Annotated in this window: 16 protein-coding genes; 9 read left to right on the forward strand and 7 right to left on the reverse strand. The window is 71.2% G+C overall.

The genetic code is table 11. The annotated features are described in order from the left end of the window. Positions 1-33: 33 nt before the first annotated feature. Both sufB and S1361_RS10565 read right to left on the reverse strand, forming a co-directional pair. The gene (gene sufB / locus S1361_RS10560; protein WP_208031589.1) at positions 34-1,455 is read right to left on the reverse strand and encodes a Fe-S cluster assembly protein SufB; all 1,422 of its coding nucleotides are present in this window, start codon (positions 1,453-1,455) and stop codon (positions 34-36) included. Continuing rightward, positions 1,452-2,186, reverse strand: coding sequence for a helix-turn-helix transcriptional regulator (locus S1361_RS10565; protein WP_208031590.1), 735 nt, complete (start codon positions 2,184-2,186; stop codon positions 1,452-1,454). The genes sufB and S1361_RS10565 overlap by 4 nt, the downstream gene beginning before the upstream one ends. Before the next feature lie 183 nt (positions 2,187-2,369). Between S1361_RS10565 and S1361_RS10570 the strand changes: the two genes are divergently transcribed. From S1361_RS10570 to S1361_RS10585, 4 genes are read left to right on the forward strand one after another with little or no spacing between them, the layout of a single operon-like run. Continuing rightward, positions 2,370-3,185, forward strand: coding sequence for an AAC(3) family N-acetyltransferase (locus S1361_RS10570; protein WP_208031591.1), 816 nt, complete (start codon positions 2,370-2,372; stop codon positions 3,183-3,185). Between the two features lie 31 nt (positions 3,186-3,216). Continuing rightward, positions 3,217-4,194 carry an ABC transporter ATP-binding protein gene (locus S1361_RS10575; RefSeq protein WP_243769137.1) on the forward strand — a complete coding sequence of 326 codons (978 nt, stop codon included), beginning with the start codon at positions 3,217-3,219 and terminating at the stop codon, positions 4,192-4,194. A gap of 47 nt (positions 4,195-4,241) precedes the next feature. Further along, on the forward strand, positions 4,242-4,958 hold the full coding sequence (locus tag S1361_RS10580; RefSeq protein ID WP_243769507.1) for an ABC transporter permease: 717 nt from the start codon (positions 4,242-4,244) through the stop codon (positions 4,956-4,958). Positions 4,959-5,017: 59 nt separating this feature from the next. Next, positions 5,018-6,028 (forward strand): COX15/CtaA family protein, encoded by a 1,011-nt coding sequence (locus tag S1361_RS10585; RefSeq protein WP_208031593.1) that lies wholly within the window; start codon positions 5,018-5,020, stop codon positions 6,026-6,028. A 1-nt stretch (position 6,029) separates the two neighbouring features. Here the strand turns inward: S1361_RS10585 and S1361_RS10590 are convergent, their stop codons facing one another. The 4 genes from S1361_RS10590 to S1361_RS10605 all read right to left on the reverse strand — a co-directional run bounded on the left by S1361_RS10590 (position 6,030) and on the right by S1361_RS10605 (position 9,408). Further along, complete coding sequence (locus S1361_RS10590; RefSeq protein ID WP_208031594.1) at positions 6,030-6,770, reverse strand: nucleotidyltransferase; 741 nt, start codon at positions 6,768-6,770, stop codon at positions 6,030-6,032. Positions 6,771-6,809: 39 nt separating this feature from the next. Further along, positions 6,810-7,916: an amidohydrolase family protein gene (locus tag S1361_RS10595; protein WP_208031595.1), complete on the reverse strand. Its 1,107-nt coding sequence runs from the start codon at positions 7,914-7,916 to the stop codon at positions 6,810-6,812. A 130-nt stretch (positions 7,917-8,046) separates the two neighbouring features. Continuing rightward, positions 8,047-8,367, reverse strand: a complete 321-nt coding sequence (locus S1361_RS10600; RefSeq protein WP_208031596.1) for a hypothetical protein — start codon at positions 8,365-8,367, stop codon at positions 8,047-8,049. Positions 8,368-8,436: 69 nt separating this feature from the next. Then, positions 8,437-9,408 (reverse strand): heme o synthase, encoded by a 972-nt coding sequence (locus tag S1361_RS10605; protein ID WP_208031597.1) that lies wholly within the window; start codon positions 9,406-9,408, stop codon positions 8,437-8,439. Positions 9,409-9,771: 363 nt separating this feature from the next. Between S1361_RS10605 and tkt the strand changes: the two genes are divergently transcribed. The 5 genes from tkt to pgl are packed head-to-tail and all read left to right on the forward strand — an operon-like array spanning position 9,772 to position 16,391. Continuing rightward, positions 9,772-11,859: a transketolase gene (gene tkt, locus S1361_RS10610; protein ID WP_208031598.1), complete on the forward strand. Its 2,088-nt coding sequence runs from the start codon at positions 9,772-9,774 to the stop codon at positions 11,857-11,859. 33 nt (positions 11,860-11,892) lie between these two features. Beyond that, the gene (gene tal / locus S1361_RS10615) at positions 11,893-13,011 is read left to right on the forward strand and encodes a transaldolase (protein ID WP_208031599.1); all 1,119 of its coding nucleotides are present in this window, start codon (positions 11,893-11,895) and stop codon (positions 13,009-13,011) included. Between the two features lies 1 nt (position 13,012). Continuing rightward, the gene (gene zwf / locus S1361_RS10620) at positions 13,013-14,551 is read left to right on the forward strand and encodes a glucose-6-phosphate dehydrogenase (RefSeq protein WP_208031600.1); all 1,539 of its coding nucleotides are present in this window, start codon (positions 13,013-13,015) and stop codon (positions 14,549-14,551) included. Further along, entirely contained in the window at positions 14,548-15,612 is a 1,065-nt protein-coding gene (gene opcA, locus S1361_RS10625; RefSeq protein WP_208031601.1) for a glucose-6-phosphate dehydrogenase assembly protein OpcA, read from the forward strand. Before zwf ends, opcA begins: the two co-directional genes overlap by 4 nt. Further along, on the forward strand, positions 15,609-16,391 hold the full coding sequence (gene pgl, locus S1361_RS10630) for a 6-phosphogluconolactonase (RefSeq protein WP_208031602.1): 783 nt from the start codon (positions 15,609-15,611) through the stop codon (positions 16,389-16,391). Before opcA ends, pgl begins: the two co-directional genes overlap by 4 nt. 47 nt (positions 16,392-16,438) lie before the next feature. On the opposite strand, the gene S1361_RS10635 is transcribed toward pgl, so the two are convergent. Then, a complete protein-coding gene (locus tag S1361_RS10635; RefSeq protein WP_208031603.1) occupies positions 16,439-17,278 on the reverse strand; it encodes a carbohydrate ABC transporter permease in 840 nt (279 codons plus the stop codon). Positions 17,279-17,284 lie beyond the last annotated feature (6 nt).

Consider the following 17,284-nt stretch of genomic DNA (forward strand, 5'->3'; position numbering starts at 1 on the left):
CTGAGTAAGACGTCTGCTGGTGAGGGGGCGGCCTTAACCGACCGCGCCCTCCATCTGCAGCTCGATCAGCCGGTTGAGCTCCAGCGCGTACTCCATGGGCAGCTCCTTGGCGATCGGCTCGACGAAGCCGCGCACGATCATCGCCATGGCCTCGTCCTCGGACAGGCCCCGGCTCATCAGGTAGAAGAGCTGGTCCTCGGAGACCTTGGAGACGGTGGCCTCGTGGCCCATGGACACGTCGTCCTCGCGGACGTCGACGTACGGGTACGTGTCGGACCGGGAGATGGTGTCCACCAGCAGCGCGTCGCACAGCACGTTGGACTTCGACCCGGCGGCGCCCTCGCCGATCTCGATCAGACCGCGGTAGGACGTACGGCCGCCACCGCGCGCGACCGACTTGGAGACGATGTTGGAGGAGGTGTTCGGCGCCATGTGGACCATCTTGGCGCCGGCGTCCTGGTGCTGCCCCTCGCCCGCGAAGGCGATGGACAGGGTCTCGCCCTTGGCGTGCTCGCCCATCAGGTAGACGGCCGGGTACTTCATCGTCACCTTGGAGCCGATGTTGCCGTCGATCCACTCCATGGTCGCGCCCTCGTAGGCCACGGCGCGCTTGGTGACCAGGTTGTAGACGTTGTTCGACCAGTTCTGGATGGTCGTGTAACGGCAGCGGGCGTTCTTCTTGACGATGATCTCGACGACCGCGGAGTGCAGCGAGTCCGACTTGTAGATCGGGGCCGTGCAGCCCTCGACGTAGTGCACGTAGGCACCCTCGTCGACGATGATCAGGGTCCGCTCGAACTGGCCCATGTTCTCCGTGTTGATGCGGAAGTAGGCCTGGAGCGGGATCTCGACGTGGACGCCCGGCGGGACGTAGATGAAGGAGCCGCCGGACCACACGGCGGTGTTCAGCGCGGCGAACTTGTTGTCGCCGGCCGGGATCACCGTGCCGAAGTACTCCTTGAAGAGCTCCGGGTGCTCCTTCAGCGCGGTGTCGGTGTCGAGGAAGATGACGCCCTGCTCCTCCAGGTCCTCGCGGATCTGGTGGTAGACGACCTCCGACTCGTACTGGGCGGCGACACCGGCGACGAGGCGCTGCTTCTCGGCCTCCGGGATGCCCAGCTTGTCGTAGGTGTTCTTGATGTCCTCGGGCAGGTCCTCCCAGGACTCCGCCTGCTTCTCCGTGGAGCGCACGAAGTACTTGATGTTGTCGAAGTCGATGCCCGAGAGGTCGGAGCCCCAGTTCGGCATCGGCTTCTTCTCGAAGAGCTTCAGGCCCTTCAGGCGCAGCTTGGTCATCCACTCCGGCTCGGACTTCTTGCCCGAGATGTCGCGGACGACGTCCTCGTTGAGGCCGCGCCTGGCGGAGGCACCGGCCACGTCGGAGTCGGCCCAGCCGTATTCGTACTTGCCCAGGCCCTCGAGTTCGGGGTGGGCAGTCTCCGTGGGGAGAGTCATGCGGGGTTCCTCCCGGCCGTGCTTGCAGGTGCGTCAGTGGAAATCTTGGGGATGAACGTCGTGCAGACGCCGTCGCCGTGCGCGATGGTCGCCAGTCGCTGGACGTGGGTCCCCAGCAGCTCGGCGAAGATCTCCGTCTCCGCCTCGCACAGCTGCGGGAACTGTTCCGCGACGTGGGCGACCGGGCAGTGGTGCTGGCAGAGCTGCTCGCCGACCGGTGCGCTGCGCGCCGTAGCAGCGTACCCGTCGACACTCAAGGCCTTGGCCAGCGCTTCGGCGCGTTTGTCGGGCGTCACCGCTTCGATCGCCTTGCGGTACGCGCTCGCCTGGGCGGCGATCCGGGCGCGGGCGAAGGCGGCGACCGCCTCGGGGCCGCCCTCCCGCTCGGCGATCCAGCGCAGCGCGTCCGCGGCGAGCTTGTCGTACGACTGGTCGAAGGCGTCCCGGCCGCAGTCCGTGAGCGCGAAGACCTTGGCGGGGCGGCCACGCGTGCGCGCGCCGTACACCCGCTGCTCGCGGGCCTCCACGACGTCGTCGGCGACCAGCGCGTCCAGGTGACGCCGGACGGCCGCCTGGGTCAGTCCCAGCCGGCCGGCGAGTTCGGCGACGGTCGACGGACCGTGGTCCAGGATGGACCGCGCGACCCGGTTGCGCGTGGAGCGCTCACCGGTCGCTAGCTCCTCCTGGGGGGCACCCGTGGGGGTCTCCCGAGCCTCGCCGACGTTTTTCACAACGCCATTGTTGCGTAATTCCGCGGAGCCTGACAAGCGCGGTCCGGATCACCGCACGGTGCCCTGCGTCACTTAGGCAAACCTAATCCGACCTGCGGAAACGATCTCTGATCGATCGTTCCCAGAGCCGCCCGAGGCCTGTTCGGTAGCGTCCCGGCGCTCCGTCGGGAAGACTCACGAACCATGTCCGCACCCCCTCCGACCGGCCCTCTTGTCACCCGCGACACGCTCGCCGCAGGCTTGCGTCCACTCGGTGTCGAAAGCGGCGAAACCCTCCTCGTGCACTCCTCGCTCAGCTCCCTCGGCTGGGTCAACGGCGGCGCGGTCGCCGTCGTCCAGGCACTCCTCGACGTGCTCGGTCCCTCCGGCACCCTCGTCGTCCCGACCCAGACCGGCGACCAGTCCGATCCGGCCGTATGGGGGAACCCGCCGGTGCCCGCGGAGTGGTGGGACCGGATCCGCGCCACCATGCCCCCGTACGACCCCCTGATCACCCCCTCGCTCGGGGTCGGCGTCGTCCCCGAGACCGTGCGGACCTGGCCCGGCGCCCTGCGCAGCGCGCACCCCCAGACCTCCTTCGCCGCGCTCGGCCCGCGCGCGCGGGAGATCACCGACGGCCACGCCACCGACTGCCGGCTCGGCGAGCGGAGCCCGCTGGCCCGGCTGGAGAAGCTCGGCGCCCGGGTGCTGCTGCTCGGCGCGGGCTACCACGCCTGCACCGCCTTCCACCTCGCCGAGTACCGGATCCCCGCGCCCCGCGTGGACGTCGGCCGGCCCGCTCCCGGCGGCGGCTGGGAGACCGTGGTCGAGGTCTCGATCACCTCCGACCGGTTCGACGAGCTGGGGCACGACTACGAACGGGACCGGCCCGTCGTGCGCGGCACGGTGGGCGCGGCGGACGTGCGGCTGTTCCCGCTGGCGGACGCCGTGGCCTACGCCGAGCGATGGCTGCCCCTGCACCGCCCTCGTGCGGAGGACTTCTCCCACCCCCACTCCTGAGGGGCAAGCGGTCTCCCTAGACTCTGGTGCCATGCGAAGTGAGCCCGCCCATCCGTCTCCCGACCACGCCCCCGCACGGAGACGCTTCGCGGCGCACCCGCTCATCGAGGTCCGGGCCCTGGTGAAGCGGTACGGCACGAAGACCGCGGTGGACGGCCTCGACCTGGTGGCCGAGGCGGGCGTGACCGCCGTGCTCGGCCCCAACGGGGCGGGGAAGACGACCACGGTCGAGACCTGCGAGGGGTACCGGAAGCCGGATTCCGGCACCGTGCGCGTCCTGGGTCTCGACCCCGTCCGGGACTCCGCCGAGCTGCGGCCCCGCATCGGCGTGATGCTCCAGTCCGGCGGTGTCTACTCGGGTGCCCGCGCCGACGAGATGCTCCGGCACGTCGCGAAGCTGCACGCGCACCCGCTGGACGTCGACGCCCTCATCGAACGCCTCGGCCTCGGCTCCTGCGGCCGGACCAGCTACCGCCGGCTCTCCGGCGGCCAGCAGCAGCGGCTGGCGCTCGCCATGGCCGTCGTGGGCCGTCCCGAACTGGTCTTCCTGGACGAGCCGACCGCCGGCCTGGACCCGCAGGCCCGCCGCGCCACCTGGGACCTGGTCCGGGACCTGCGCGCCGACGGCGTCTCGGTGATCCTCACCACGCACCACATGGACGAGGCCGAGCAGCTCGCCGACGACGTCGCGATCATCGACGGCGGCCGGGTCATCGCCCAGGGCTCCCCGGAGGAGCTGTGCAAGGGCGGCGCCGAGAACACCCTGCGCTTCACCGGCCGGCCCGGGCTCGACGTCGGCTCCCTGCTCAAGGCGCTCCCGGCCGACTGCACGGCCGCCGAGCTGACCCCGGGCTCCTACCGGGTCGTCGGCAAGGTCGACCCCCAGCTGCTGGCCACGGTCACCTCCTGGTGCGCGCAGCACGGGGTGATGCCGGACCGGATCTCGGTGGAGCGGCACACCTTGGAGGACGTCTTCCTGGAGCTGACCGGCAAGGAGCTGCGCTCGTGACCCTTGGTACGTACACCCCGAAGCCGGGTGCCGCACCGCTCCCCCGCATGATCGCGGCGCAGGCGGCGCTGGAGACCAGGATGCTGCTGCGCAACGGCGAGCAGCTGCTGCTGACGGTCGTCATCCCGACCCTGCTGCTGGTCCTCTTCAGCTCGGTCGACATCGTGGACACCGGCAAGGGCGAGGCCGTCGACTTCCTGGCCCCCGGCGTCCTGGCGCTGGCCGTGATGTCGACGGCGTTCACCGGCCAGGCCATCGCCACCGGCTTCGAGCGCCGCTACGGCGTGCTGAAGCGGCTCGCCTCCTCGCCGCTGCCCCGCTGGGGCCTGATGACCGCCAAGACGGTCTCCGTGCTGGTCACGGAGGTCCTCCAGGTCGTCCTGCTGACCGTCATCGCCTTCGCCCTGGGCTGGTCCCCGCACGGCAACCCGGTGGCCGTCCTGCTTCTGCTGCTCCTCGGCACGGCCGCCTTCTCCGGGCTCGGCCTGCTGATGGCGGGCACGCTCAAGGCCGAGGCCACGCTGGCCGCCGCCAACCTGGCGTTCCTGCTCCTCCTCGTGGGCGGCGGGGTCGTCGTGCCGCTGGAGAAGTTCGGCTCTACGGGGCAGCAGGTGCTCGGGCTGCTGCCGATCTCCGCCCTGTCCGACGGCCTGCGGGACGTGCTCCAGCACGGCGCCGGCACGCCCTGGGGCGACCTGGGGATCCTCGCCGTCTGGGCGGTGGCCGGGCTGGCCGCTGCCGGAAGGTTCTTCCGCTGGGAGTGACCGGCGCCGCACCCGCGGGAGCGACCCTCGTGAACGCGTGCACAAGCGGCGGGCCTACGATGGTGCGCGTGCTCAAGCTGAACCGCGCCGACGCCGAAGCCGCCCTGCGCAACCCGCTCGCCTTCATCGCCGACCGCTGGACCCCGGATCCCCGGACCGTCCGGCGGGCGGCGCTCGCCGCGCTCGTGATGTCGGTGGTCATCGTCGCCACCGGCGGCGCCGTCCGCCTCACCGGCTCGGGACTCGGCTGCCCGACCTGGCCCACCTGCACCGACGACTCGCTGACCACCACCCGGGCCATGGGCTTCCACGGGGTCGTCGAGTTCGGCAACCGCATGCTGACGTACGTGCTGTGCGCGGCCGTCGGCTGGGCGATCATCGCGGCCCGCTCCCAGAAGCCCTGGCGGCGCGGCCTGACCCGGCTGGGCTGGGCCCAGTTCTGGGTCGTCATGGGCAACGCGGTGCTCGGCGGCATCGTCGTCCTGGTCGGCCTGAACCCGTACACGGTCGCCGCGCACTTCCTGCTCTCCACGGCGCTGATCGCCATCGCGACGGTGATGTGGCAGCGCACCCGGGAGGGCGACGGGGCGCCGCGTCCGCTGGTCGGCAAGGCGGTGCAGCAGCTGGTGTGGTTCCTGGTGGCCGCGTCCGCGCTGCTCATCGCGGTCGGCACGGTGGTGACCGGGGCCGGGCCGCACGCCGGCGACTCCAGCGAGGTGGAGCGCATCCCGATCGACTGGGAGACGGTCTCCAAGCTGCACGCGGTGCTCGCCTGGATCGTGGTGACGCTGACGTTCGCCCTGTGGTTCGTCCTGAAGGCGGTCGACGCCCCGCACGGCCCCCTGGCGCGGACGCGGGAGCTGTTCGTGGTCCTGCTCGCGCAGGGCGTGATCGGCTACGTGCAGTACTTCACGCACCTGCCCGAGGTCCTGGTCGGCCTGCACATGCTCGGCTCGTGCCTGATCTGGATCGCCACCCTGCGCGTGCTGCTCTCGCTGCGCGAGCGCCCGGAGGCCGTCCTGGACCTGCCGGGCCCCTCGGCCGAGGTGACGGTCGGCACACGCGCGTGAGTCACCCGTAGGTGGTGATCAACGCGTCGATCGCGGGCCCCAGGAACGCCCGGGTCGTCCGGGCGCGGTGGGTGAGCCAGTCGTCGGCGGCCGGGGCCGGGGTGTCGTAGCGGCGCCGGGCGATGTCGTCGACGACCTCGGGAGGAGCTCCGAGGGACGGGAGTTCGGCCAGGGCCTCGCGCTTGGTGATCAGCCGGCCGTCGCGGAGGGTCACGGTGGCCCGGGCGAAGGTCAGCAGGCCCAGGTCGACCCAGATGTCCTGCCGCCACAGCCGGGCCCTGTCCACCGCCGGCCGCCAGAAGCCGCGCTGGTCGCGTACGACGAAGTCGGCGAGCTGCGGGTCCGGAACCGGCGGCAGCAGCGCGCCCGGCGCCTCCCCGTGCAGCACGCGCCCGAAGTCGAGCAGTTCCCGACGGGTGACAGGGGTGACAGGGCGGCGCAGCAGCCCGTTGTGCGCCCAGGTCGGGTGGCGCCGCTCGGGGTCGGCCAGCGTGGCCGGGGCCAGATAGCTGCAGTGCAGCTTCGCGGCGAGCGGCCCGGCGGCGCGCAGCCGGTGGTGCAGGGCCGCCACCTGCCAGGCCCGCTTCGGCCCGAGCGGCCCGGGCAGGACGGCGATGAGGTCCAGGTCGCTGCGCCCCTCCTGGTAGTCGCCGCCGGCCAGGGAGCCGTGGGCCCACAGGGCGAGGGGACGTAAGGGCGCGAGGCCGCGCAGGAAGGCGTCGAGCAGCGTGTCGGTCGGCATCGCCCCAGTCTGGACAGCGCGCGCCGCCCTGTACATCCCTCACTCCAGTCCGTACACCCGGCGCGCGTTGTCCGCCGCGATCATCCGGGCCACCCGCTGGGCGTCCTCCAGGCACCAGGCGCCCTCCGCGACCCAGCCGCCCAGCACCCGGCCCAGGGCCTCCCGGAACAGGCGGGCGCCGACGACGTGCAGCTCCGGCAGGCCCCGGGCGCCGGTGGAGAAGAGGATCTTGCCGAAGGGGGCCAGCTCCAGGATCTCGGCGAGGACCGTGGCCGCCCGGGCGCCGGTGCGCACGAGCGCGGCGCCCGAGTCGGCGTAGACGTGCGGGAAGACCCCGGCCAGGTGCGCGGCGTGGCGGTGGTACGGATAGCCGTGCAGCAGGACGAGGTCGGTGCCCAGGCCGGCGGTGGCCCGGACGAAGTCCGCGAGCAGCACCGGGTCCGTGCGGTCGATGCGCGAGCCGGGCTCGCCGAGGCCCGCGTGCAGTTGCAGGGGCAGCCCCGAGGCGATCGCGATCCACAGCAGGTGGCGCAGCAGTACGGCGTCCGTGAGCGGGCCGCCGACCCGCCGCCCGGCCAGCCAGCGGCCCGCCGCGCCCCGTACCTCCCCGGGTCCCGGCGGCTCGGGCGCGAGGGCCAGGCCGTGGCGCACGCCCGCGACGGAGGTGAAGGCGACGGCGGTCGCCGCGGCCCCGTGCACCGACTCGGCGAGGTTGGCCAGGAAGGACTCCACGGTGCCGGAGGTGTCGGCGACCTGCTCGGCGAGCGGCTCCAGCCGGATGATCTCGTGGGCCCGGGCCGCCGCGGCGGTGGCCAGCTCGGCGGGACCGGTGAGGTCGCCGGGCAGGCCCGAGTCGACCAGGTACGTCGTGATGCCGCTGCCGCGCAGCAGCCGGCGGCCCGCCTCCAGGGCGCCCAGTTCCCGACGCCGGGCCAGATAGCGGGCGGGCAGGCAGTGCGGTTCGAGGCCGAGCAGGGGCGGGCACCAGCGCCGTACCGCGAAACCGGTCTGGGTGTCGAAGAGGGTGGTGCCCGGGGCCGGTGGCCCCTCGGTGCGGGCCAGCTGGGCCTCGAAGGTGCCGAGGCCCAGTTCCGTCCGCAGTACGCCGTGGCAGTACTGGTCCACGAGGGACGGCGTTTCGATCATCCCCATCTCCCCGCGTGCGCCGGCTTCTCACCGGCCTAACGGGTGAACGGGGTGTGAGGTCGCGGATCAGCGCGCGACTGTTCGCGGGTCCGCGCGCCGTCCCGGGTCACGCGCTCGGTGACCGCGTCGTTCAGCCGCCCACCTGGATGCCGGCCATCCGCTTCCACTCGTACGGGCCCGTCTGCACCTTGGCCGCGAACTCGCCGTCGAAGGACTCGTGGACGGTGATGCCGGCCTTCTCCACCGCCTGCCGGGCGATCTCGGTGCTGGGGGCCACCAGGTCGCCCCAGCCGCCGTCCTCGCCGACGAGGACGATACGGGCGCCGCGTTCGCCGATGTGGGCCACCTGGCCCTCCGCGCCGCCGTGCGCCTTCGCGAAGGCGGTGATCCGGTGGGCGAGCCGGGACACCTTGCGCTCGGCCCGCGCGTCAACCTGCTGCGTGTCTGCCATGCCCAGGATGCTACCGACGGGTAGATCAGCTGGCGAGATCAGGGCTCTGTGACATACGCCCGCCGCGCCTCAGCGCAGGAACGGGTCCACCGCGATCGCCACGAACAGCAGGGACACATAGGTGATGGACCAGTGGAAGAGCCGCATCTCCTTCAGCTTCGCGCCCGTGACCTCGGTCCTGGCCCGGTGCTGCAGGGCGTGCGCCTCCCACAGCCACCAGCCGCCCGAGGCGAGGGCCACGGCCGTGTAGAACCAGCCCGTGTAGCCGAGCGGGGTGAGCAGCAGCGAGACGGCGACCATCACCCAGCTGTAGATGACGATCTGCCGGGCGACGACCTTGTTGGACGCGATGACCGGCAGCATCGGCACGCCCGCGCGCGCGTAGTCCTCCTTGACCTTCATGGACAGCGGCCAGTAGTGCGGCGGCGTCCAGAAGAAGATCACCATGAAGAGGATGAGCGGCGCCCAGGAGAGTGAGTTCGTCACGGCCGACCAGCCGATCAGCACCGGCATGCAGCCCGCGATGCCGCCCCACACGATGTTCTGCGACGTACGCCGCTTGAGGATCATCGTGTAGACGACGACGTAGAAGAGGAGGGCCCCGAGCGAGAGCCAGGCGCTCAGCCAGTTGACGGTGAGGCCGAACAGCAGCGTCGAGACGACGGCCAGGGTGATGCCGAAGGCCAGGCACTCGCGCGGGCTGACCATGCCGGTCACCAGGGGCCGCTGCGAGGTGCGGTCCATCAGGGCGTCGATGTCCCGGTCGATGTACATGTTCAGCGCGTTGGCGCCGCCCGCGGACAGATAACCGCCGAGGCAGGTGAGAAGGACCAGCCCGAGGTCGGGCACGCCCTGCTGCGCCAGGAACATCACCGGAACGGTGGTGATGAGCAGCAGCTCGATGATCCGCGGCTTGGTCAGAGCCACGAACGCCTTGACACGGGCCCCGAACGGCCGGTGAACCGGGCTCTGGCTCGCACCAGCCAGCACACCCCCAGGACGGGATTCGACGGCCGTCACGCACACCCCTGACAGAGACATCCCAGCGAGCCTCCCCGTGTGAACTGACGGTAAGGGCTCGCGCGTACCACGCCACTTTAGACGTTGCCCATACCCCGGCCTTCGCGGGGGTGGGGTCGTGTTGGAGCACGTCCCATAAGAGGGGAGCGGGCACTCGATTGAGCGCTCAGATGACCGCCTCCGTATTCATGTGCCGAACGGCTTGTCGGCCGGTCGGGAGGCGGATCGCACCGAGTCCCGGCAGTCTGGAAACACTCGAAAAAACGCACGTCCTTACGGGGGTAGGCTCGACAACGGCCGGTGGGCGACAAGCCCCCCGGCGGCCGGGTGGGCGCATGCCCCGACGACCGGCGACCGACATGTGGAGAGGAGCCCTGACCCAGGGTGAGCACCAAGCCGACCACCACAGACCTTGAGTGGACCGAGCTGGACCAGCGGGCCGTGGACACCGCCCGTGTCCTGGCCGCAGACGCCGTACAGAAGGTCGGCAACGGCCATCCCGGTACGGCGATGAGCCTGGCCCCGGCCGCCTACACCCTCTTCCAGAAGGTGATGCGGCACGACCCGGCCGACCCCGAGTGGGTGGGGCGCGACCGCTTCGTGCTGTCCGCCGGCCACTCGTCCCTGACCCTCTACACCCAGCTCTACCTGGCCGGTTTCGGCCTGGAGCTGGACGACCTGAAGGCGTTCCGCACGTGGGGTTCGAAGACCCCGGGTCACCCGGAGTACGGGCACACCAAGGGTGTCGAGACCACCACGGGCCCGCTGGGCCAGGGTGTGGCCAACGCGGTGGGCATGGCGATGGCCGCCCGCTACGAGCGCGGTCTGTTCGACCCGGAGGCCCCGGCCGGCGAGTCGCCCTTCGACCACTTCGTCTACTGCATCGCCGGTGACGGCTGCCTCCAGGAGGGCATCTCCGCCGAGGCGTCCTCGCTGGCCGGCCACCAGAAGCTGGGCAACCTGATCCTGCTGTGGGACGACAACCACATCTCGATCGAGGGCGACACCGAGACGGCCGTCTCCGAGGACACCGTCAAGCGGTACGAGGCCTACGGCTGGCACGTGCAGCGGGTGGAGGCCAAGGCCGACGGCGACCTGGATCCGCAGGCGATCTTCGCCGCGATCCAGGAGGCGAAGAAGGTCACGGACAAGCCGTCCTTCATCGCGATGCGCTCGATCATCGCCTGGCCGGCCCCGAACGCGCAGAACACCGAGGCCGCGCACGGCTCGGCGCTGGGCGAGGAGGAGGTCGCGGCCACCAAGCGCGTCCTCGGCTTCGACCCGGAGCAGACCTTCGAGGTCGCCGACGAGGTCATCGCGCACACCCGCAGGGCGCTGGAGCGGGGTGCCGAGGCGAAGGCCGAGTGGGAGAAGTCCCTCCAGGTGTGGCGGGACGCCAACCCCGAGCGGGCCGCCGAGTTCGACCGGATCGCCAAGGGCGAGCTGCCCACCGGCTGGGAGGAGAAGCTCCCGGTCTTCGAGCCCGGCAAGGCCGTCGCGACGCGTGCGGCGTCCGGCAAGGTGCTGCAGGCGCTCGGCGCGGTGATCCCCGAGCTGTGGGGCGGCTCCGCCGACCTCGCCGGCTCGAACAACACCACGATCGACAAGGACAGCTCGTTCCTGCCCGAGGGCAACCCGCTGCCGGAGGCCAACCCGTACGGCCGCACGATCCACTTCGGTATCCGCGAGCACTCCATGGGCGCGGAGCTGAACGGCATCACCCTGCACGGCAACACGCGTGTCTACGGCGGCACCTTCCTCGTCTTCTCCGACTACATGCGCAACGCCGTGCGCCTGTCGGCCCTGATGCACCTGCCGGTGACGTACGTGTGGACGCACGACTCCATCGGCCTCGGCGAGGACGGCCCCACCCACCAGCCGGTCGAGCACCTGGCCTCGCTGCGCGCCATCCCGGGCCTGAACATCGTGCGTCCGGCGGACGCCAACGAGACCGCGATCGCCTGGCGCGAGATCCTCAAGCGCTGGACCAAGGAGTTCGGCAAGGGCCAGCCGCACGGCCTCGCGCTCACCCGCCAGGGCGTGCCGACGTACGAGCCGAACGAGGACGCCGCTCGTGGCGGCTACGTCCTGTTCGAGGCCGAGGGCGGCGAGCCGCAGGTGATCCTGATCGCCACCGGTTCCGAGGTGCACGTGGCCGTCGAGGCCCGTGAGCGGCTCCAGGCCGAGGGCGTCCCGACACGGGTCGTGTCCATGCCCTCGGTGGAGTGGTTCGAGCAGCAGGACCAGGGGTACCGGGACTCCGTACTGCCGCCGTCCGTCAGGGCCCGGGTCGCCGTGGAGGCGGGCGTCGGCCTGACGTGGCACAAGTACGTGGGGGACGCCGGCCGCATCGTTTCGCTGGAGCACTTCGGTGCTTCCGCCGATGCCAAGGTCCTCTTCAAGGAGTTCGGCTTCACCGGGGAGAACGTGGCCGCGAAGGCGCGGGAATCCCTCGCCGACGCCCAGCGCTGACGCTCACATACGACACGTAGGAGATGTAATTCCATGACAGACGCACTCAAGCGCCTCTCCGAGGAAGGCGTCGCGATCTGGCTGGACGACCTGTCGCGCAAGCGGATCACGTCCGGCAACCTCGCCGAGCTGATCGACCAGCAGCACGTCGTGGGCGTCACCACCAACCCGACGATCTTCCAGAAGGCGATCTCGCAGGGCGACGGCTACGACCAGCAGCTGTCGGACCTCGCCGCCCGCAAGGTCACCGTCGAAGAGGCCATCCGCATGATCACCACGGCGGACGTCCGCGACGCCGCCGACATCCTGCGCCCGGTCTTCGACGCCACGAACGGCCAGGACGGCCGGGTCTCCATCGAGGTCGACCCCCGTCTCGCGCACAACGAGCACGCCACCGTCGCCGAGGCCAAGCAGCTGGCCTGGCTGGTGGACCGCCCGAACACCCTCATCAAGATCCCGGCCACCATGGCGGGCGTCCCGGCGATCACCGAGGTCATCGGCCGCGGCATCAGCGTCAACGTCACGCTGATCTTCTCGCTGGAGCGCTACCGCGCGGTCATGGACGCCTACCTGAGCGGTCTGGAGAAGGCCAAGGAGCGCGGCCTGGACCTGTCCAAGATCCACTCGGTGGCGTCCTTCTTCGTGTCCCGCGTGGACACCGAGATCGACAAGCGCCTGGACTCGATCGGCACCGACGAGGCCAAGGCGCTGCGCGGCAAGGCCGCCGTCGCCAACGCGCGGCTGGCGTACCAGGCGTACGAGGAGGTCTTCTCCTCGGACCGCTGGAGCGCGCTGGAGAACGCGGGCGCCAACAAGCAGCGTCCGCTGTGGGCGTCGACCGGCGTGAAGGACCCGGCGTACCCGGACACCCTGTACGTCACCGAGCTGGTCGCCCCGAACACGGTCAACACCATGCCGGAGGCCACGCTGGAGGCCACCGAGGACCACGGCGAGATCACCGGCAACACCATCGCCGGCACCTACGAGCAGGCGCGCGCCGACCTCGACGCGCTGGAGAAGCTCGGCATCTCCTACGACGACGTCGTGCAGGTGCTGGAGGACGAGGGCGTCGAGAAGTTCGAGGCGTCCTGGAACGACCTGCTCAAGTCGACCCAGGCGGAGCTCGAGCGCCTCGCCCCTTCGGAGGGCTGAGTTGTCACCCGTTTCCGGTTCCGGAGCGAACCCGCTTCGTGACCCGGCCGACCGACGGCTCCCGCGCATCGCGGGGCCGTCGGGCCTGGTCATCTTCGGCGTCACGGGCGACCTGTCGCGCAAGAAGCTGATGCCCGCGGTGTACGACCTCGCCAACCGGGGTCTGCTGCCGCCGGGCTTCTCACTGGTGGGCTTCGCCCGCCGCGACTGGGAGCACGAGGACTTCGCCGAGGTCGTCCACGACGCGGTCAAGGAGCACTCGCGCACTCCCTTCCGCGAGGAGGTCTGGCAGCAGCTCCTCCAGGGGATGCGCTTCGTGCAGGGCACCTTCGACGACGACGAGGCGTTCGAGCGGCTGCGCGCCACCATCGAGGAGCTGGACAAGGCACAGGGCACGGGCGGGAACTTCGCCTTCTACCTGTCGGTGCCGCCCCGCTCCTTCCCGGTGGTCATCCAGCAGCTGAAGAAGCACGGTCTGGCCGACCAGACCGGTGGTTCCTGGCGGCGCGCGGTCATCGAGAAGCCGTTCGGGCACGACCTGGCGTCGGCCGAGGAGCTGAACAAGGTCGTGCACGAGGTGTTCGAGCCGGAACAGGTCTTCCGGATCGACCACTACCTCGGCAAGGAGACCGTCCAGAACATCCTGGCACTGCGCTTCGCCAACACGATGTTCGAGCCGATCTGGAACCGGTCCTTCGTGGACCACGTGCAGATCACGATGGCCGAGGACATCGGCATCGGCGGCCGGGCCGGCTACTACGACGGCATCGGCGCCGCCCGTGACGTCATCCAGAACCACCTGCTCCAGCTCATGGCCCTCACGGCCATGGAGGAGCCCGCCTCCTTCGACGCGGACGCGCTGGCCGCGGAGAAGGAGAAGGTGCTCGGCGCCGTCCGGCTGCCGAAGGACCTGGGCGCCAACACCGTGCGCGGGCAGTACGCGGCGGGCTGGCAGGGCGGCCAGAAGGTCATCGGCTACCTCGAAGAGGAGGGCATCGACGCCAAGTCGAAGACCGACACCTACGCCGCGGTCAAGCTGGAGATCGACAACCGCCGCTGGGCGGGCGTCCCCTTCTACCTGCGCACCGGCAAGCGCCTCGGCCGCCGGGTCACCGAGATCGCGGTCGTCTTCCAGCGGGCCCCGCACTCCCCCTTCGACACCACGGCGACGGAGGAGCTGGGCCAGAACGCGATCGTCATCCGCGTCCAGCCGGACGAGGGCGTCACGGTCCGCTTCGGTTCCAAGGTGCCGGGCACCTCGATGGAGATCCGGGACGTCTCCATGGACTTCGCCTACGGCGAGTCGTTCACGGAGTCCAGCCCGGAGGCGTACGAGCGGCTCATCCTGGACGTGCTGCTCGGCGACGCCAACCTCTTCCCGCGCACGGAGGAGGTCGAGCTGTCCTGGAAGATCCTCGACCCGATCGAGGAGTACTGGGACAAGCACGGCAGGCCCGCGCAGTACAAGTCGGGCACCTGGGGTCCCGTGGAGGCGGACGAGATGCTCGCACGAGACGGACGGAGCTGGCGGCGGCCATGAAGATAGACCTGACCGACACCACCGCCGGAGAGATCAACAAGGCGCTCGTGCAGGGCCGCCGCGCCATCGGCACGCCCGCCGTCGGCATGGTCCTCACCCTGGTCATCGTCACCGACGAGGAGAACGCCTACGACGCCCTGAAGGCCGCCAACGACGCCTCGCGCGAGCACCCCTCGCGCACGCTGGTGGTCATCAAGCGGGTCTCGCGTTCGCCGCGTGACCGTACGTCCTCGCGGCTGGATGCCGAGGTGCGGGTGGGCGCGGAGGCGGGCACCGGCGAGACGGTCGTGCTGCGGCTGTACGGCGAGGCCGCGGACCACGCCGACTCGGTGGTGCTGCCGCTGCTGCTGCCGGACGCCCCGGTGGTCGTGTGGTGGCCGGTGAACGCCCCGCTCGACCCGGCGAAGGACCCGCTGGGCGCGCTCGCCCAGCGCCGGGTCACCGACAGCTACGCCGCCGAGCAGCCGGTGCGGGAGCTGTCCGCCCGTGCCTCGGCCTACACGCCCGGCGACACCGACCTGTCCTGGACCCGGATCACGCCGTGGCGCTCGATGCTGGCGGCGGCCCTGGACCAGGTCACCTGTCAGGTGGAGGCCGTCGAGGTGGAGGGCGAGGAGTTCAACCCGAGCTGTGAGCTGCTGGCGATGTGGCTCGCGGACCGGCTGGACGTGCCCGTGAAGCGTTCGCTGTCCTCCGGTCCGGGTCTGACGGCGGTCCGCATGGACACCAGCCAGGGCCCGATCGTGCTGGACCGGGCCGACGGCTCGCTGGCCACGCTGTCCATCGAGGGCCAGCCGGCCCGCGCGGTGGCGCTGAAGCGGCGGGACACCGCCGAGCTGATCGCGGAGGAGCTGCGCCGGCTGGACCCGGACGACACCTACGCGTCGGCGCTGCGTTACGGCGTGGAGCGGCTGCACGCGGTTCCGCAGCAGGCGTCCGAGGCCCCGGCCGAACCGGTCGCGGAACCGGAACCGGTCGAGGAGGCGGCCAAGGCCCCCGCGAAGAAGGCGGCGGCCAAGACCGCGAAGAAGGCACCGGCGAGGAAGGCGGCGGCGAAGTGAGCACTCCGCAGCTGGTCGTCCACCACGACAAGGAGCTGATGGCGCAGGCCGCCGCGGCCCGCCTGATCACGAAGATCGTGGATGCGCAGGCCTCCCGGGGCACCGCGTCCGTGGTCCTCACAGGCGGCCGCAACGGCAACGGCCTGCTGGCCGCGCTGGCGGCGGCTCCCGCCCGGGACGCCGTCGACTGGGGCCGCCTGGACCTGTGGTGGGGCGACGAGCGCTACCTCCCCGAGGGCGACCCCGAGCGCAATGTCACGCAGGCCCGCCAGGCCCTGCTGGACTCGGTGCCGCTGGACCCGGAGCGCGTGCACGCCATGCCCGCCTCCGACGGCCCGTACGGTACGGACGTCGACGCGGCGGCCGAGGCGTACGCGACGGAGCTGGCGAAGGCGGCCGGCCCGGAGAACCATGGCGCGGTGCCCACCTTCGACGTCCTGATGCTGGGCGTCGGCCCGGACACCCATGTGGCCTCGCTCTTCCCGGAGCTGCCCGCGGTCCGGGAGACGGAGCGCACGGTGGTCGGCGTGCACGGCGCCCCGAAGCCCCCGCCGACCCGGATCTCCCTCACCCTCCCGGCGATCCGCGCGGCCCGTGAGGTCTGGCTCCTCGCGGCCGGCGAGGACAAGGCGGAGGCCGCGGCCATCGCCCTGTCGGGCGCGGGCGAGATCCAGGCGCCGGCGGCGGGCGCGTACGGCCGCTCGCGCACCCTGTGGCTCCTGGACTCGGCGGCGGCCTCCCAGCTGCCGAGGTCGCTGTATCCGCCGGCGTCTCCGTGACGCTCGGACGGGTGTAGCCGCGGCGGGGGTTCCGGCCCCCGCCGCCGCTATTTCACCGACCCCGCCATCACGCCCTGCACGAAGTGCCGCTGGAAGGCGAAGAACACCACGACCGGCACGATCAGAGACAGGAAGGCGCCCGGCGCCAGGACGTCGATGTTGCTGCCGAACTGGCGGATCTGGGACTGGAGTTGCACGGTCAGCGGCTGGGAGGAGCTGTCCGCGAAGAGCAGGGCGACCAGCATGTCGTTCCAGACCCACAGGAACTGGAAGATGGCGAGCGAGGCGATCGCGGGGCGGCCCACCGGCAGGACCAGCCGGGTGAAGATGCGCCACTCGCTGCCGCCGTCCATCCGGGCCGCCTCCAGCATCTCCTTCGGAATGTCCGCGAAGTAGTTGCGGAGCAGGAAGACGGCGAAGGGCAGGCCGTAGGCGACGTGGAAGAGGACGACCCCGGGGATCGTGCCGAACAGGCCCAGCGCGCCGAAGAGTTTGGCGACGGGCAGCAGGCCGATCTGCACCGGCACCACCAACAGGGCCACCACCAGCAGGAACAGGGGCTCCCGGAACGGGAAGTCCAGCCAGGCGAAGGCGTATCCGGCGAGGGCCGCGATGACCACCACCAGGGTGGTGGCCGGCACCGAGATCAGCACGGTGTTCCAGAAGGCCTGGGTGATGCCCGCGTTCTTCAGCAGCGCCGCGTAGTTGTCGAAGGACAGCTGGCCGGGGCCGGCCAGCGCCGTCCACCAGCCGCCCTTCGCGGTGTCCTGGGCCGAGCGCAGGGAGGACACGAACAGTCCGGCCAGCGGGGTCAGCCAGACCAGGCCGATGACCACCAGGAAGGCCTGCACCAGGCCGCTGCCCAGGCCGCGCCTGATTGCGTTCATCGCTGA

Source organism: Streptomyces cyanogenus, assembly GCF_017526105.1.
GTDB classification, from domain to species: Bacteria; Actinomycetota; Actinomycetes; order Streptomycetales; family Streptomycetaceae; genus Streptomyces; species Streptomyces cyanogenus.

Coding starts and splice junctions, on each gene's coding strand:
- sufB (WP_208031589.1), bottom strand. CDS start 1,455: ATGACTCTCCCCACGGAGACTGCCCACCCCGAACTCGAGGGCCTGGGC.
- S1361_RS10570 (WP_208031591.1), top strand. CDS start 2,370: ATGTCCGCACCCCCTCCGACCGGCCCTCTTGTCACCCGCGACACGCTC.
- S1361_RS10575 (WP_243769137.1), top strand. CDS start 3,217: ATGCGAAGTGAGCCCGCCCATCCGTCTCCCGACCACGCCCCCGCACGG.
- S1361_RS10580 (WP_243769507.1), top strand. CDS start 4,242: ATGATCGCGGCGCAGGCGGCGCTGGAGACCAGGATGCTGCTGCGCAAC.
- S1361_RS10585 (WP_208031593.1), top strand. CDS start 5,018: ATGGTGCGCGTGCTCAAGCTGAACCGCGCCGACGCCGAAGCCGCCCTG.
- S1361_RS10590 (WP_208031594.1), bottom strand. CDS start 6,770: ATGCCGACCGACACGCTGCTCGACGCCTTCCTGCGCGGCCTCGCGCCC.
- S1361_RS10595 (WP_208031595.1), bottom strand. CDS start 7,916: ATGATCGAAACGCCGTCCCTCGTGGACCAGTACTGCCACGGCGTACTG.
- S1361_RS10600 (WP_208031596.1), bottom strand. CDS start 8,367: ATGGCAGACACGCAGCAGGTTGACGCGCGGGCCGAGCGCAAGGTGTCC.
- S1361_RS10605 (WP_208031597.1), bottom strand. CDS start 9,408: ATGTCTCTGTCAGGGGTGTGCGTGACGGCCGTCGAATCCCGTCCTGGG.
- tal (WP_208031599.1), top strand. CDS start 11,893: ATGACAGACGCACTCAAGCGCCTCTCCGAGGAAGGCGTCGCGATCTGG.
- opcA (WP_208031601.1), top strand. CDS start 14,548: ATGAAGATAGACCTGACCGACACCACCGCCGGAGAGATCAACAAGGCG.
- S1361_RS10635 (WP_208031603.1), bottom strand. CDS start 17,278: ATGAACGCAATCAGGCGCGGCCTGGGCAGCGGCCTGGTGCAGGCCTTC.